A 15,937-nucleotide genomic window follows, 5' to 3' on the forward strand; every position below is an offset into this window, starting at 1 on the left:
AATAGGGATAATATAAACCATTATATAAAAATGTAATTCTAAATTAATATACCATAAATAGGCCATTCTATCAATACAATTTAATTGAATGGTTTTTAATCGTTCATATAGTAAAAAGCTACAGCCACCATGTTTATCGGTGATTGTAGCTTTTTTTATTTATCATTCATCTAATGTAAAGTATTTTTGTTTCGGGAAGCTGACTGTTAGTAGTTCATTGTCAAAAGAAATTTTAGCTTCATTTTCTGAGATTAGAAAGGGAAGGGAAACATACTGCTCTCTTCGTTGGTACACTTGTCTTTTCCCCGTATGATTTGGGTATTTAATTTCCTCCTGTAGGGAATCTTCTACACTTATTTTGAGCTTGTTTTCGATAATCTCCAACTGGATCTGATTTTGTTTGATGCCCGGTAGTTTTACTTCCACAATGACGTCCGATTCGTTTTCATGTGTATTCACTTGAAAAGAATTCAGGGAGAAGTGAGTGTCCAGCTGGTTAAAAAACTGGTTGAAAAAAGAATCCATTTGGTGCATCAGGTTCCAAAGTGGTTTGTCACGAAAGCCAAATGTTTCAAGGGGATTATTTTTTCTAGCTGGCATATGGTCATTTCCGTATGGCATGTTCATGTCTCCTTCCATTATTGATGCTCACCAATAAGTTATGTTGAAACGAATAAATAATAGCGGGCGTTTAACCTACGTGCGGATTTCATATGGTCAAAGGGTAACAGAAATTTTATTTTGCGATGAATAAATGGGCTAAAACTCAATTCTGACCCTACTATTGCATAGAGAATGAAATAGTTTTGTTATTGGTACATTTATGACAATTTACTTCCAAATGACGTTATTGTATCTTGAAAGAAAGAGAGATAATACAACGTAATTGGGGGAATTATATCAAACAAAGAGCATTGAACAGAATACCACTGTCAAAACTCATGGACCTAACTGTAGACTATGCCTTTAAACAAATGTTCGGAAGTGAGAAAAATAAAAAAATAACAATTGTTTTTCTAAACGCCATTTTGCAACGAACTGGTCGTGACACGATTAAAGAAGTTGAATTTACAAGTCAGGAAGTAGGGGGAGAATACAAAGACGATAAGCAGTCACGGCTAGATATCGTCGTCCGAACACAAAAAGGGGATCTTATTAACATAGAAGTCCAATTATCCAACGAACACAATATGTTTAAGCGCACGCTCTATTACTGGTCCCGACTTTACACGTCACAGTTGTCTAAAGGAATGGGATATCATACACTATTACCAACAATCACAATTAATATTTGTAATTTTACTGTATTCGATAAAAACAATTATTACCATAACACTTTCCATTTATATGAAGACTCTACGATGCAACCTATCAGCGATTTGGATAATGTACTGGAAGTCCATTTCATTGAAATGAATAAGTTTTTACACATGTGGAACCAAAATGATTTGGATACCCTTGACGATATACTCGTTCGCTGGTTACTACTGCTCGGCATGGTCGATGCACGTAAAGAAAGGGTTTACAATCAAATCTACAAAGAATTGGAGGAATTAGCGATGAGAGACGAAAACATAGCCAATGCGTTCTCCGCTTGGGAGGAACTAAGCAAATCCAAAGAAGATGTGCTTGCTTATGAATCCCGCTTGAAATACATTCTAGACGAAGAGGCAAAGTTAGAGGATGTAAAATACATGGCTGAAAAAAAGGGTAGGGAGGAAGGAAAGATTGAAGGGCAAAGGGAAAAAACAGGGGAAATGGTCCGAAATTTACTAAATAAAAAAGTGGATATAGATTTTATTGCAGAAGTGACAGGGCTAACCGTTGAACGGATTAAAGAGATAGCTACTTCCTTGCGTCTATAATATTCATGTCAATTTACACAAGGAAAGAACACTAAAAGGGTGTTAAAAAATGGAGGGAAATCAGGCACAATTATTGGAATCAAAGCAAGCGTTAGAAAAGTTAGCGCATGGCATTAATCCGATAGATGAATCTGCAATAGCGTCCGATCATTTGTTGAATAATCCCCAGGTTATTCGACATTTATTTGTCCTGTTGAATTTTTTGGATACTGAACTTACGAAGAACCAGAAAAAAACGAATCGGAGAAAACGCCCTAATAAAGTCGTACTTACAGCAGAGCAAGTAGAAAAAATTGTATTACCAAAAGGGCCAATATCTATAAGTGAATTTGCACAGGCAGTAAATCTAGTAATTGACGTAACTATATCCAAAAAGTTAAGTGGTTCTGTGATAAATAGAAAGCTGAAAAAGATTGGTGTTTTAACTGAAGAAAAGATAGATGGTAACAAAACACGTACGGTGGTAAACGACAATTCGAATGCATATGGAATTGAAAGTATGGAAGGCTATTACAATGGAAAGCCATATCAACGCATAGTCTACAATGATTTAGGAAAAGAATTTCTATTGAAACATATCATTAGTCTTATGGCTTCGGATTAATCCGCTTAACGAAAGAAGTAAAGAAAATGCTAGCTCTCCGCATTAGATAATAGGAAACACATATAAAACCAGACCATAGTGTGTAAGCTAAGGGCTGGTTTCATTCTATTTATATCCAAAATGAGCTTTTGGCTCAGCTGCTTGGGCCATGCGCTGATTCTTAGACTTCTCATGTTAAAGGGTTTTATTATCATTTTGTAGAAATAAACATACATAGCGGAGGGTAGATTAAAGATGGAGTTAATATAATAAAGAAGGGAGTAATGCATGATGAATTTTATTGCCTCATTATTCGATTCACACGTAGATTTATATATTAGGCTAATTGTAGCGACGGTTGTAGGATTTTTTATCGGTCTAGAAAGAGCAATCAAAAATAAGCCAGCAGGTATTAGAACTCATATATTAGTTTGTTTAGGAGCAACACTGGCGATGTCTTTATCTACTTTAAACCAAGGACCGTATATGGACCCTATGCGATTAGCGGCTCAAGTAATTAGTGGTATTGGCTTTCTTGGCGCCGGTGTAATTTGGATAGATAAGGCCAATGTAAAACGTGGACTTACTACTGCGGCCAATCTTTGGATTACTGCGTGTGTTGGATTAACAATAGGTTACGGAGCTTATGATTTAGCTATTATAACGACAGTTTTAATGTTTATAGCGATGAATTTGCCGAAACTGGTGGAGAAAATGGGAATATTGCCTTCTAGAGAAAAAGATGATGATGATAGTGATGGAGAGTAAAATCAGCTTGAAATGCCCTATCTCGTACAAGTGATTTACTATTTAAAATCGAAAAAGTACAGCTTGCTCGTTAGTTCCTGTTAAAATCGGAGACTAGCGAGTTTTTTATGCCTATAAATAATCGAAAAAGTATGGAAAATACATATAGTAATCTTCCAATAATGTACTATAATAGTAAACGGAGATGGAGGAGATTGAAAATGTTTGCAAAATTTTTAAAAGTGATTTCTGTTTTACTCATTGTATTAAGTCTGAATATCCTTAATTCGAATGAAACAAATGCCGCTACTAAGGTAATGTGGGGAATGACAGAACTAACATTAGGACAGATAGGGAAAGTAACTGTTTTAGCAGATACAGACTTAGTTAAATTTGATGGAAGTGGTTCTTTATCTGTAGTTCGAACATTGAAAAAAGGCGAAGAATACCGTGTGTATAATTTCAAAAGTCAGCATAATGGGCTTTATGGAGTAGGAGGCGGAAACTTTGTTGCAAAGAATGAGAGAGTCTTATATGAAACACCATCGAAAAACAAACTCGCTCAGCTTGCGAATGCCCAAAAACCTGCCTCAAAGGAAGTTTCTAAACCAGTTGCCAGTCTCAAACAAGAGGTCGATAATGGCTTAGCAGTAATTCCAGGAGCTCCGAAATTCTTTCAAAATTGCACGGAAATGAGGGAATATTATCCGCATGGAGTGAAAAAAGGTCATCCAGCCTATGCAGGAAAACACGACAGAGATAAAGACAATTGGGCTTGTGAGAGATGATAGTAGAAACAAGTATTGTTTACTAGTTATATGGGGAAAATGAGGAAGAAGGAATTCTTCGCAATTGGACAACTTATTTCAAAAAGAGATCGTCAAATGGACGGTCTCTTTTTAAAGCGAACGATTTATTTATAAAGGGGAAGAAAAAACAGTGGAACAGATGAAAAAAGATACTTACCATCAAAATAAGAAATTGATGGATGATTGGGTGACATACTATCGTGCATTTACTTCCGTTGGAAAAAATGCTTCCTATATACCTGCATTGGAAAAAGCAGATTCATCTCATTTGGGTATATCCATCATTGAACCAAATGGGAACATTTTAAGATCGGGTGATTGCGATGTGACGTTTACGCTGCAAAGCATTTCCAAAGTCATCAGTTTTATCGTTGCGTGTATGCATCATGGCATTTCCTATGTGTTGGAGAAGGTTGATTTGGAACCGACTGGTGATCCTTTCGATTCAATTATTCGTTTGGAAATGCATAAGCCAGGAAAGCCATTTAATCCAATGATTAATGCCGGAGCAATTACCGTTTCCTCGTTACTTCCAGGGGAGACACCACAAGCAAAATTACAATCGATTTTTACTTTAATGGAACAAATACTAGGAAAATCTTCTTCCTATAGCGAGGAAGTATTCATTTCTGAATGGAAAACAGCCAACCGAAATAGAGCACTAGCTTATTATTTAAAAGAAACAGGTTTTTTAGAAATCGAAGTAGAGCAGGCTTTAGAAATATATTTGAAACAATGCTCGATAGAGGTGACGACGGAAGATGTTGCTTTAATCGGATTAGTGTTAGCACATGACGGCTATCATCCTATTCGGAACGTACAAATTATGCCGAAAGAAGTAGCAAGATTGGCGAAAAGTTTAATGCTGACTTGTGGAGTGTATAATGCTTCTGGTAAATTTGCGGCGTTCATTGGAATTCCGGCAAAAACCGGTGTATCAGGAGGCATCATGGCTGCGGTGCCTCCACGCGTTCGACATGAAGATTGTCCGCTACTCGAAGGATGCGGTATAGGTATTTACGGACCGGCTATTGATGAATATGGAAGTAGTGTAGCGGGTGTTATGCTACTGCAAAAAATTGCCGAGACATGGGATATAAGTATTTTTTAAACGTGCAGACAGGAAGGGAATTTGTCTAAAGACTTTGCAATCGAGTAATTCATTAAAGTGATTATTAGTTAAATTGACCCGTATTTATACTACTTTTAACTATCATTTTCGAGCTGTCCTGACAGGAAACTGTTGGGGCAGCTCGTTTTGTTTTAGCAGAACTCGTCCTAAACATTTCATTATTTAGTTCTTTTTCATTAGCAATAGTGAATATACTAATTTCAATAGCCCATATTTTACAATGGAAAAAGGAGACCATGCTTTGGAGAATATTAAGGATATTACACTCCCGGAAATAATCAATAATTTTTATTCTCGATATGGAAAGAGAGCTACTGATATTATAGCCAGTTTTGTTCTTTTAATATTATTCACACCGTTTCTTATATTCTTTTCTCTTATGTTGTTTCTTTTATCTGGAAGGCCTATTTTTTTTAAGCAAATTCGAAGTGGTATTTATAATACATCTTTTAAGATCTGGAAATTCCGCACAATGCAACCAATTGTAGAGGAATCCAGTAGTCATCAATACGATTGGGAGCATGAAGTCCCTAAAGACTTTTCTTTTGAAAAACCAATTCAACAGGACATCACACGAATAGGAAAGATATATAGAAAATATAGCATAGATGAAATTCCCCAATTGTGGAATGTACTGAAAGGGGATATGAGTTTTGTAGGGCCGAGACCTGAGATGGTGGAAATTACAAGATATTATTCAGACGAGCAAAAAAAACGTTTGAAAGTGAAACCAGGTATTACGGGATATGCACAAATAAATGGAAGATCAGAAATAAGTCATGGAAAAAAGATGGAACTCGATCACTATTATGTGGAACATTGCTCCTTGGTTTTAGATTTTAAAATCATTATATACACTGTATTACTGGTAATTCGCGGGAAGGGGGCATATTAAAAAGATGGGGATATTACAACGAAGGATGGTCGTGAACTATGAAACAGACGATAAGTATGAAAGAAATTATAGGTTTGTTCTATAAAAAACGAAAGATAATTATTTTCTTCGTCTTACTTTTTACTCTAGGAGGTGGTTCTGTGTATTTTACAATTCCACCAGTTTTCGAAGTTAGAACAGATCTTCTTATTAATAATACTACAAGAACAAATCAGAGTACCGTGCTTCAGGCGAATGAAATTGACACTAATTTGCGTCTAATAGAAACATATAAACAAATGTTAAAGAGTGACCGAATGATAAGTAAGGTCAACAGTGAATTAGAAAGGCCCTACTCGAAAGGAACAATAACAAACAACGTAAAAATTGAAACGAGTAATAACTCCCAAATAATCACGATTGTTGTAAATGAAGAAACGCCAGAAGCCGCAGCATTACTGGCAAATATATATGCGGAAACATTCCAAAAACAAGTAAATGAATTAATGAATCTAGATAATATCAATATTCTAAAAGAAGTATCTGCAAAAACAGATGTAACTATGGTCAAACTTAGCGCTATTTTATATTATTTTATTTCATTTGGTATTAGCCTACTTATCTGTGTTGTTTTTATTCTGTTTAAAGAATTCCACATGACAAATTTGAATACAGTAATAAAAACCGAAAGAAGCTTAGGTATACCTAGTTTGGGGAAAATTTCATTTTTGAAATCTACCAAAAAAGTGAAAAAAAGAGTAAAGAATGTGCAGTTTAAATTACTCCAAAATTTGAATAACCCTTCAAATTTAATAGAAGAATTTAGAGATTTACGCGCTAATGTTCAATATCAAATGGAACAAAAAAAGATAAAAGCTTTCATGGTGACAAGTTCGAGCGCAGGTGATGGAAGATCAACGATGAGCGGTAATCTAGCAATCGTAATGGCGATGGACGGTAAAAAAACAGTGTTTATAGATGCAGACCTTAGGAAACCAGATGGAAGGAAATTATTTAATCTTCCAGAACGAAAGGGACTAACTTCCACTATAGTATCTGATTATAAACTGGAAGAAATTATACAGCAAACTTCCATAGAAAATTTATCTTTTATAAGTGCTGGCCCTATACCTCCTAATTCAGCAGAAATATTATCTTCTACTAAAATGAAAAAAGTAATAGAGGAATTGAAATTGAGCTTCGATGCCATCATTTTTGATACATCACCTCTATCCGTTACGGATGCATTAAGCCTTTCATCATTAGTAGACGGTTGTCTATTTGTCGTTAATGCGACAAATACAAAGGAGGGACTCGCAAGGAAGAATATGTCTAGATTAATAAGAGTAGGTACGACATTCTTAGGTTCAGTACTAAACAAAAGTGATTTAAATGAAAACAGTGGGAAATACGACTTGTAAGAATAGGAGTCTTGACATGATTGTAGATATGCACAATTTTATATTACCTGTTGATGCTGGACCTGGAAATGACGAAGGAGCAATAGCACTTGCTAAAAAAGCTGTAAGTGCCGGTGTTACACATATTATTGCTAATCCGCATTGTAAAAATAAAAACTCGGATGATTTTCAAACATGGATCAAACATTTAGTAAAAAGTATTAATAAAAAACTGGTTGAACGGGATATCCCACTAACTGTACTCGAAGGCATGGAAATTCAACTTCATAAAAATTTGCTGTATGACCTAGAGAAAAACCTTTTACCCCTTGCAGAATCAAATAAATATGTATTAATTGGATTTCCCAAAAATAGTATTCCTCTTTTTACACAGCAAGTTTTTTACGAGATGCAACTGAAGGGATATATACCAATCATCGCGCATCCTGAACAAAATATAGAATTTAGAAAAAATCCGAATACATTATATGAATTAGTATACAGAGGAGCTCTTGTACAAGTAAATGCATCAAGCATAATAGGAGCACATGGTAGGGCAATTAAGCGATTTGTTAGGAAATTGTGTCGCCATAATCTTATTCATTTTATTACAACAAATACCTATTACGATGAAAAGGTACCATTTATTCAAAATAGCGCTTATAAGATTATTCAAAAGAAGTTTTCAAAAGAACTTGTAGATTACTTTCAAGCCAATTCTGCACATATCGTTACGGGTACCGATTTTCATACAAAGGAACCAGTTCCATTTTAGTACGGGCATGTCAATGGGGAGAACACAATGACTGAAAGTAGAAGTAAATGGTTGTCATCTTTTTTATTTCTGACAATGGCAGTGAGTTCGTTCGTTTATTTTGAACCTTCTCCATACGATTTATTTATAATAATTATTCTTTTTGTTGGTTTTCTTATGTCGACATTTAGTTTCCATAAGGAAATGATTTTGCCGCTTTGCATTCTTTGTGTATTTTTAATTTGTAATTTATTGTCTTTATTTTTCATTGAAGAATTAGGATCCTCCATCTTTTTTACGGGGATTACTTTTTACTTGGCACTAACTTGGATAGGGATAATTGGTATGGGTGAACATATCAAACGAACAACCTTCCAACTCATCATGCATGGTTATTTGTTATCGGCATTTCTTGCAGCGATTATTGGAATACTCGCTTATTTCCACTTACTTCCTTATAATGACTTTTTCTTAATGTACGGAAGAGCAAAAGCATTTTTTAAGGATCCGAATGTGTTTGGGCCCTTTCTTGTAATGCCATCTCTATTTTCTCTTTGTATGGCAGAACAAAAAGATATGACGACACGTAAGAAATTATTATATTATAGTGCATTTCTCATCTTAGCTGCTGGGATAATTATTAGTTTTTCTAGAGCGGCATGGGGTAATTTTGCTATTTCACTATTAATCTATTTGGTTCTTTTTAAAATAAATCATGTAAAAAGAAGGATTTATACAATAATTTTTATCCTTTTGGTTTGTGTTCCAGGAATTTTTTACTTTATTCAAACTCCAGTAGTTGAGAATTTACTTGTCTCGAGACTAAGTTATCAAGGCTATGATGATGATCGATTTGGAACTCAAATTGCGGCATTTGAAAGTGGTTTGTCTAATCCATTTGGTATTGGATCGGGTCAGTCCGAACTTGCCTTTCAATATTCGCCACATAGCCTATATGCAAGGCTTTTTACTGAAAATGGGGTAATTGGACTACTATCATTTTTTTTATTTTTCGTTGTTAGTATTTTAAAGGCATTTTCTCATTTTAGGAATGATGAGGCATACAATGGAACTATTTATGTTGTTATATTTGCCTCTTTAATCGGGTTAGCATTTAATAGCTTCTTTGTAGATACTTTACACTGGCGACATTTGTGGTTGCTCTTAGCATTAGCATGGATTCCTCAAAAATGAAATAACAAAGAAAATAGAACGAAGAAATGAGTGGTTGTTTGAGTATTTTAGTCAGTATAAATTGTACAACTTATAATCATGAAGATTATATAGCAGATGCAATTGAAAGTTTTTTAATGCAAAAAACAAATTTTAAGTATGAAATTCTAATTGGTGAGGATTGCAGTACAGATAATACTAGAAAAATAGTAGATGAATATGCGACTCAATATCCAGAGATCATCAGAATTATAACTTCTTCGCAAAATGTAGGAGCACGGCAGAATTCACGACGTCTCGTAGAAAATAGTAAAGGGAAATATATAGCAGAATGCGAAGGGGATGACTTTTGGACAGACCCTTTGAAGCTGCAAAAGCAAGTGGATTATATGGAAAGCCACTCAGAGTGTAGTTTGTGCTTCCATTCCGCGGAAATTCTTCAGGCGCCCAACAAGCCAACTGGAAGAATTATCAGACCATACTTGTCGGATAAAATTAGCCCTATTGAAGATATTATTATCGGTGGTGGGGGGTTCTGCCCTACTCCTTCCCTTTTATATCGTAAAAAGTTTATGGAGAATCCGCCAACTTACTATTTAAATGCACCAATTGGCGACTATCCGATGCAAATGTATTTAGCCAGTCAAGGTTATGTTTACTATTTCGATGCGTGTATGTGTGCATATCGGAGTGGAGTAGAAGGTTCCTGGACAAACCGTATGAGTTTCGGTTCCAATATCAAAGAGAAAATTATTGGAATCAATGAAGGAATTATTCAATTATTAGAAGACTTTAATGAATCTACGAACTATATTTACCAACATGAAATTAATAAAACAAAACAACCTATTGAATTTGAGCTACTAATACTAAAAAAGAAGACAAAAGAACAGAAACAATTCAAATTCAGTCATTCCAACTGGTTAAATAAAATAAAAGCGAAAATGAAGATAATTATCAGATGTAATTACCCATCACTCTTTTTGAAAATTTCAAACTTAAAAACAGCAAAAATGAATAAAAATTTAAATGTATAAGGATCCGGTATGAAAAGTACTGGTTCGTTAACGAAAAAAACCACTACCGCTTTAATTTGGAGTTTTTCTGACTTGATGGCCAATCATGGCATTCAATTTATCGTTCAAGTTATTTTAGCAAGGATATTATTGCCGGAGCATTTTGGTATTATTGGCATGATTTTAGTGTTTATCGCTATTTCAAATTCCATTGTAGACAGTGGATTTACGCAAGCTCTAATAAGAGATCAGCATACTACACAGGAAGATTATTCGACCGTTTTCTATTTTAACTTGTGCATGTCATTTATTTTGTACGGAATTCTATTTACTAGTTCAGAAGCAATAAGTATTTTTTTTCGAGAGCCACAATTAGTTGAGATAATACGGTTACTTTCTCTAGTAATCATCATTAATTCCCTTGCCATTATTCAAAGAGTTATCCTTATGAAAAAACTAGATTTTCAAACAATAACCAAAATAAGTATGTCAGCATCACTAATATCAGGGACAGTAACTGTTACGGTTGCACTATTAGGATTTGGAGTTTGGAGTTTGGTGATTAATATGATAACTCTCCAATTTATGCAGACATTCCTTCTTTTCATCTATAACAGATGGTTTCCGTCCTTAAAATTTAACTACCAGTCTTTCAAACGCTTTTTCGGATTTGGATCAAGATTGCTTCTCTCCGGCCTTATCGACACAATCTATCACAATATGTATTTTCTTATTATCGGTAAGTTATTTTCTACTCTTCACCTTGGATACTATACAAATGCAGTTAAATTTCGAGACATTGCCTCACAGTCCTTGGCTTCGACGGTTCAACGAGTCACATATCCAGTGCTTAGCAGTATTCAAGATGAAGAAGAACGTCTACACGAAGCATTCAAAAAAATTATTAGGATGTCTGCATTTATCAATTTTCCTTTACTGATTGGATTGGCAGCAATAGCAAATCCTCTTTTTTATATTCTATTTGGAGAAAAGTGGATGCCTTCTGTCGCTTATTTTCAACTTCTTTGTCTTGCAGGCATGTTGTATCCACTTCATGCTATAAATCTGAACATTTTACAAGTAAAAGGTAAATCGGATTTATTTTTATTAAGCGAAATTATTAAAAAGGTTGTTCTGTCCTTATTAATCATTACTAGTTTAGTGCTTCAGTTGGGAATCTTTGGGTTAATATGTGCAGCTGTTATAAATTCATATATTTCACTTTTTATAAACATATATTTTTCTGCAAAACAACTAGCATATTCTGTTTTAGAGCAGTTAAAAGATCTATTGCCTTCGTTTTTGATATCGTCAATCATGGGGGGGATTGTTTTCTCGCTTGGAATTTTTCTTCCTTACCCTCATTTCATCCAGTTAATTTTTCAACTGATTATTGGAGTTAGTATGTATGTAGGAATGAGCAGGATATTTAAAATACAAGAGTTAACTATGCTGTATAGTCTAATCATTTCAAAAGGGGAAAAATAAATGAACATACTTTTAACTTCTGCAGGAAGAAGAGGATATTTAGTTCAATATTTTAAAGAAGCGCTTGGGGTCAATGGAGAAGTTCATGTAGCGAATAGTATGGATGCAGCTGCTTTGAAATATGGTGACAAATCTGTCCTTACTCCCCTTATTCATGACAAAGAGTATATTCCATTTTTGAAACAGTATTGTCAGGTGAATCACATCAAAGCCATCATTCCATTGTTTGATATAGACTTGCTAATCCTTTCCAAATGTTTAAATGAATTTAAAGCGGTTGGGGTTAAGGTTATTGTATCTAAAGAATCTTTTATACGTGTATGTAATGATAAATGGTGGACATACGAATTCCTTCTAAGGAATGACTTTCATACACCCAAATCTTTCTTAACGATTTCCGACACGCTCCAAGCAATTCATAATGGAATTATAGATTTTCCATTAATAATAAAACCTAGGTTTGGCATGGGTTCCATTTCTATTTTTGAAATTGATAATAAAGAAGAGCTATACGTTCTGTATGAAAAGACAAAGAAAAACATTAGCAATTCGTATTTATCAAATGCATCAGATTTAAATAGTGAGTCTTCGGTAATTATTCAACAAAAACTTGTTGGACAAGAATATGGTTTAGATATTATCAACGACCTGGACGGAAATAACTTAACGACGGTTGTTAAGAAAAAGCTAGGAATGAGATCTGGTGAAACTGATTGTGCAGTAACAATTTCCCATCATGATTTAGAGATGGTTGGCAAAAGACTCTCTATGAAAACAGAACATATTGGAAATTTAGACGTTGATGTTTTTGTAGTAAATGGTGTTTCCTATATTTTGGAGATGAATGCCCGATTTGGAGGAGGATATCCTTTTAGCCACCTTGCAGGAGTAAATCTTCCAAAAGCTATCATCTCATGGTTAAAAAAAGAAACTGTTAAACAGTCTGTGTTTAAACCCAAAATTGGTGTTATTGGTTATAAGGACATACAGATAATTGGAGAAAGCGAAAATTTCATATCAAATTAAAAATGAAGGAGGCTATTAGTTATCAAAACAAAATTTAAGGAACCCATTTTCGTTACGAGGCCGCTGCTTCCAAAACTGGATGATGTTTATAAAAGGCTAGAAGAGATTTGGGAAAGTAAATGGTTAACAAATAATGGTCCACAGCAAGCCAAACTAGAAGATGGATTAAAAAAGTATTTAAATGTAGAAAATTTAACTCTCTTTAATAATGGTACGTCAGCATTGCTTTTAGGTTTAAAAGCAATGGATCTAACTGGAGAGGTGATTACAACCCCTTTTACTTTTCCAGCAACTGTTCAAGCACTTGACTGGAATAACTTAACCCCTGTATTTTGTGATATTGAACCTAATACGCTTACCTTAGACGCTACAAAAATTGAATCACTTGTAAATGAAAAAACTACTGCCATTCTAGGTGTTCATACATTTGGAAACCCATGTAGTGTTCAGCAAATTCAAACAATCGCTAACAAATATAAATTAAAAGTCATTTACGATGGTGCACATGTTTTCGGAACAAAGTTAGACGAACGATCTATTGGCACATATGGTGATATGACAATGTTTAGTCTCCACGCTACAAAGCTATTTAATACAATAGAAGGTGGGGCATTGACTTTCAGGGATACTAGTTTAATAGAGATATTAAATCAGTATAAAAACTTTGGAATAGCAAATCCCGATGAAGTGGTATTGTCCGGTTTGAATGCGAAATTGAACGAGGTTCAGTCTGCTATAGGGCTGGAAGTATTGAAATTAGTTGAATGGGAACGACTTAAAAGACATGAAATTAAAAGATGCTATGAACAAGGGTTAGCAGATATTGCCGGGATAAAGATAGTGACCAATTTAGAAGGAGAAAGCAGTAGTTATCAATATTTTGTCATTCAAATAGATGAAGCAATCTATGGAAAATCAAGAGATTGGTTACATGATACATTAAAAGATTATAACGTGCATACACGTAAATATTTCTATCCGCTATGTAGCGATTTTAGTTGGTACGAACATTTGGATTCTGCAAGAAAAGAAAATCTTCCCTATGCACATCAAGCAGTAACACAAGTGCTGGCATTGCCCTATTACGGAGGGTTAAAGCTTGAAACAGTGGAAGATATTTGTCAGGTAATACGCTCATGCCGATGAAAGGAATCATACTAGCTGGAGGTTCTGGTACTCGTTTATACCCTTTAACTAAAGCAGTATCTAAACAAATGCTCCCTGTTTATGACAAGCCGATGATCTATTATCCATTATCAGTGTTAATGCTTGCTGGAATAAGGGATATATTAATAATTTCTACTCCAAGGGATATAGAGGGCTTCAAAGAATTATTAGGTGATGGTACTAAAATAGGAATGAAATTAGAATATGCGGTGCAAGAATATCCAAATGGGCTTGCTGAAGCGTTTATAATAGGCGAAACATTCATAGGACAATCATCGGTTGCTCTAGTGCTTGGCGACAACATATTTTATGGTTCTGATTTTGGTAACAAAGTACAAGAAGCAGCGAATTTATCTGAAGGTGCACTTATCTTTGGTTGTTATGTCAAGGATCCTAGAGCATATGGAGTGGTAGAAGTTGATGAACAAGAAAATGCTTTATCTATAGAAGAAAAACCTGAAAAACCAAGGTCTTTTTATGCGGTACCGGGATTGTATTTCTTCGACAATGATGTAATAAAGATTGCAAGGAAGGTAAAGCCTTCTGCACGAGGAGAAATAGAAATCACTTCTATTATTGAGGAGTATCTTCGTAAAGGAGTCTTAAAAGTGAAAATTATGGGAAGAGGACTAGCGTGGTTAGATACTGGTACTCATGAATCATTATTAGAAGCTTCCAATTTCGTAGAAGCAATACAAAACAGACAAGGTTTATATGTCGCTTGCATTGAAGAAATTGCATTTCGCAGAAAATATATATCAAAAGAACAGTTACTAAATCTTGCCGAACCATTATTGAAAACTAATTATGGAAAATATTTAGTTGATATCACTAATTCTTAAAAGAATGTAAAGGGGTTAAGTATGAATATTTTAGTAACAGGTGGGGCGGGGTTCATTGGATCAAATTTCATCAAGTTTATGCTTTCTAGATATGATTACACGATTATAAACTTGGATTTATTAACGTATGCTGGTAATTTACTAAACCTTAAAAGTATTCAACATTTAAAGAGATATCATTTTATTCAAGGGGATATTCAAGATAGAAATCTTCTAGAGGATATATTTCAAAAATATGATATTCATACGGTTATACATTTTGCAGCTGAATCTCACGTCGATAGAAGTATTGAGGATCCTGAAATTTTTATAAAGACAAATGTTTTGGGGACGCAAGCTCTCCTGGACACTGCAAAAGAATATTGGAAGACAGATAATCGAAATAAATTTTCAACAGAATATAAACAAGGAGTTAAGTTTATACACATTTCTACGGATGAGGTGTATGGGGAACTAGGAAAAACAGGGTATTTTACCGAAAAAACAAATCTTGCACCTAATAGTCCGTACTCAGCTTCCAAAGCGGCTTCAGATATGATTGCAAAGGCTTATTACGAGACATTTCAGTTACCAGTAGTTATTACAAGATGCTCTAATAATTATGGACCTTATCAACATCCTGAAAAGTTAATACCTCTTATGATACAACGCGCAATTTATGAACAGCCCCTACCTTTATATGGAGATGGAAAACAAGTGAGGGATTGGCTGCATGTGGAAGATCATTGTTCAGCTATAGATATCGTTCTTCATAAAGGAAGAAATGGAGAGACATATAATATAGGTGGAAATAATGAGAAGGAAAATTTGGAAATAGTGAAGTTTATATTAAAATCCTTACAAAAGAGTGAGGATTTAATCAGTTTCGTGCCTGATCGTTTAGGACATGACAGAAGGTATGCGATTGATAACTTCAAAATAACGTCCGAACTCGGCTGGTCACCGGCATTCGCTTTAGATGAAGGACTTAAACAAACAATACAATGGTTTATAAGGAACAAACAGTGGATGGATTCTATAAACTCTGTAGGGATAGTTTAAGGGTGGGTGCACTTCAAAAA

16 protein-coding genes are annotated in these 15,937 nt (G+C 34.6%); 15 read left to right on the plus strand and 1 reads right to left on the minus strand.

Annotated elements, in window-relative coordinates; all coding sequences use genetic code 11:
* Positions 1-162: 162 nt before the first annotated feature.
* Entirely contained in the window at positions 163-621 is a 459-nt protein-coding gene (locus FS486_RS14750) for an Hsp20/alpha crystallin family protein (RefSeq protein WP_186321467.1), read from the minus strand.
* 293 nt (positions 622-914) lie between these two features.
* Here FS486_RS14750 and FS486_RS14755 point away from each other — a divergent pair, with 293 nt between their 5' ends.
* From FS486_RS14755 to rfbB, 15 genes are all read left to right on the plus strand, one after another.
* Entirely contained in the window at positions 915-1,865 is a 951-nt protein-coding gene (locus tag FS486_RS14755; RefSeq protein WP_144512334.1) for an Rpn family recombination-promoting nuclease/putative transposase, read from the plus strand.
* A gap of 49 nt (positions 1,866-1,914) precedes the next feature.
* Complete coding sequence (locus tag FS486_RS14760; protein WP_144512336.1) at positions 1,915-2,469, plus strand: hypothetical protein; 555 nt, start codon at positions 1,915-1,917, stop codon at positions 2,467-2,469.
* A 267-nt stretch (positions 2,470-2,736) separates the two neighbouring features.
* Entirely contained in the window at positions 2,737-3,216 is a 480-nt protein-coding gene (locus FS486_RS14765) for an MgtC/SapB family protein (RefSeq protein ID WP_144512338.1), read from the plus strand.
* A gap of 200 nt (positions 3,217-3,416) precedes the next feature.
* Positions 3,417-3,983, plus strand: coding sequence for an excalibur calcium-binding domain-containing protein (locus FS486_RS14770; protein WP_260858123.1), 567 nt, complete (start codon positions 3,417-3,419; stop codon positions 3,981-3,983).
* A gap of 160 nt (positions 3,984-4,143) precedes the next feature.
* Positions 4,144-5,115, plus strand: a complete 972-nt coding sequence (locus tag FS486_RS14775; protein WP_144512498.1) for a glutaminase — start codon at positions 4,144-4,146, stop codon at positions 5,113-5,115.
* Positions 5,116-5,356: 241 nt separating this feature from the next.
* Positions 5,357-6,031 carry a sugar transferase gene (locus FS486_RS14780; protein ID WP_144512342.1) on the plus strand — a complete coding sequence of 225 codons (675 nt, stop codon included), beginning with the start codon at positions 5,357-5,359 and terminating at the stop codon, positions 6,029-6,031.
* Between the two features lie 56 nt (positions 6,032-6,087).
* Positions 6,088-7,431, plus strand: a complete 1,344-nt coding sequence (locus tag FS486_RS14785; RefSeq protein WP_260858125.1) for a tyrosine-protein kinase domain-containing protein — start codon at positions 6,088-6,090, stop codon at positions 7,429-7,431.
* Between the two features lie 16 nt (positions 7,432-7,447).
* Positions 7,448-8,185, plus strand: a complete 738-nt coding sequence (locus FS486_RS14790) for a tyrosine-protein phosphatase (protein WP_144512346.1) — start codon at positions 7,448-7,450, stop codon at positions 8,183-8,185.
* A 27-nt stretch (positions 8,186-8,212) separates the two neighbouring features.
* Positions 8,213-9,358, plus strand: coding sequence for an O-antigen ligase family protein (locus tag FS486_RS14795; RefSeq protein WP_144512348.1), 1,146 nt, complete (start codon positions 8,213-8,215; stop codon positions 9,356-9,358).
* A 38-nt stretch (positions 9,359-9,396) separates the two neighbouring features.
* Positions 9,397-10,374 carry a glycosyltransferase family 2 protein gene (locus tag FS486_RS14800; protein WP_186321468.1) on the plus strand — a complete coding sequence of 326 codons (978 nt, stop codon included), beginning with the start codon at positions 9,397-9,399 and terminating at the stop codon, positions 10,372-10,374.
* A 9-nt stretch (positions 10,375-10,383) separates the two neighbouring features.
* Complete coding sequence (locus FS486_RS14805) at positions 10,384-11,841, plus strand: lipopolysaccharide biosynthesis protein (RefSeq protein WP_144512351.1); 1,458 nt, start codon at positions 10,384-10,386, stop codon at positions 11,839-11,841.
* Positions 11,842-12,867 carry an ATP-grasp domain-containing protein gene (locus FS486_RS14810; RefSeq protein ID WP_144512353.1) on the plus strand — a complete coding sequence of 342 codons (1,026 nt, stop codon included), beginning with the start codon at positions 11,842-11,844 and terminating at the stop codon, positions 12,865-12,867.
* Positions 12,868-12,942: 75 nt separating this feature from the next.
* On the plus strand, positions 12,943-14,013 hold the full coding sequence (locus FS486_RS14815; RefSeq protein WP_260858126.1) for a DegT/DnrJ/EryC1/StrS family aminotransferase: 1,071 nt from the start codon (positions 12,943-12,945) through the stop codon (positions 14,011-14,013).
* On the plus strand, positions 14,010-14,876 hold the full coding sequence (rfbA, locus tag FS486_RS14820; protein ID WP_144512500.1) for a glucose-1-phosphate thymidylyltransferase RfbA: 867 nt from the start codon (positions 14,010-14,012) through the stop codon (positions 14,874-14,876). The genes FS486_RS14815 and rfbA overlap by 4 nt, the downstream gene beginning before the upstream one ends.
* A gap of 21 nt (positions 14,877-14,897) precedes the next feature.
* Positions 14,898-15,917, plus strand: coding sequence for a dTDP-glucose 4,6-dehydratase (gene rfbB, locus FS486_RS14825; protein ID WP_144512357.1), 1,020 nt, complete (start codon positions 14,898-14,900; stop codon positions 15,915-15,917).
* The last annotated feature ends 20 nt before the right edge of the window (positions 15,918-15,937 follow it).

Source organism: Bacillus sp. FJAT-22090, from assembly GCF_007676755.1.
GTDB lineage: Bacteria > Bacillota > Bacilli > Bacillales_A > Planococcaceae > Psychrobacillus.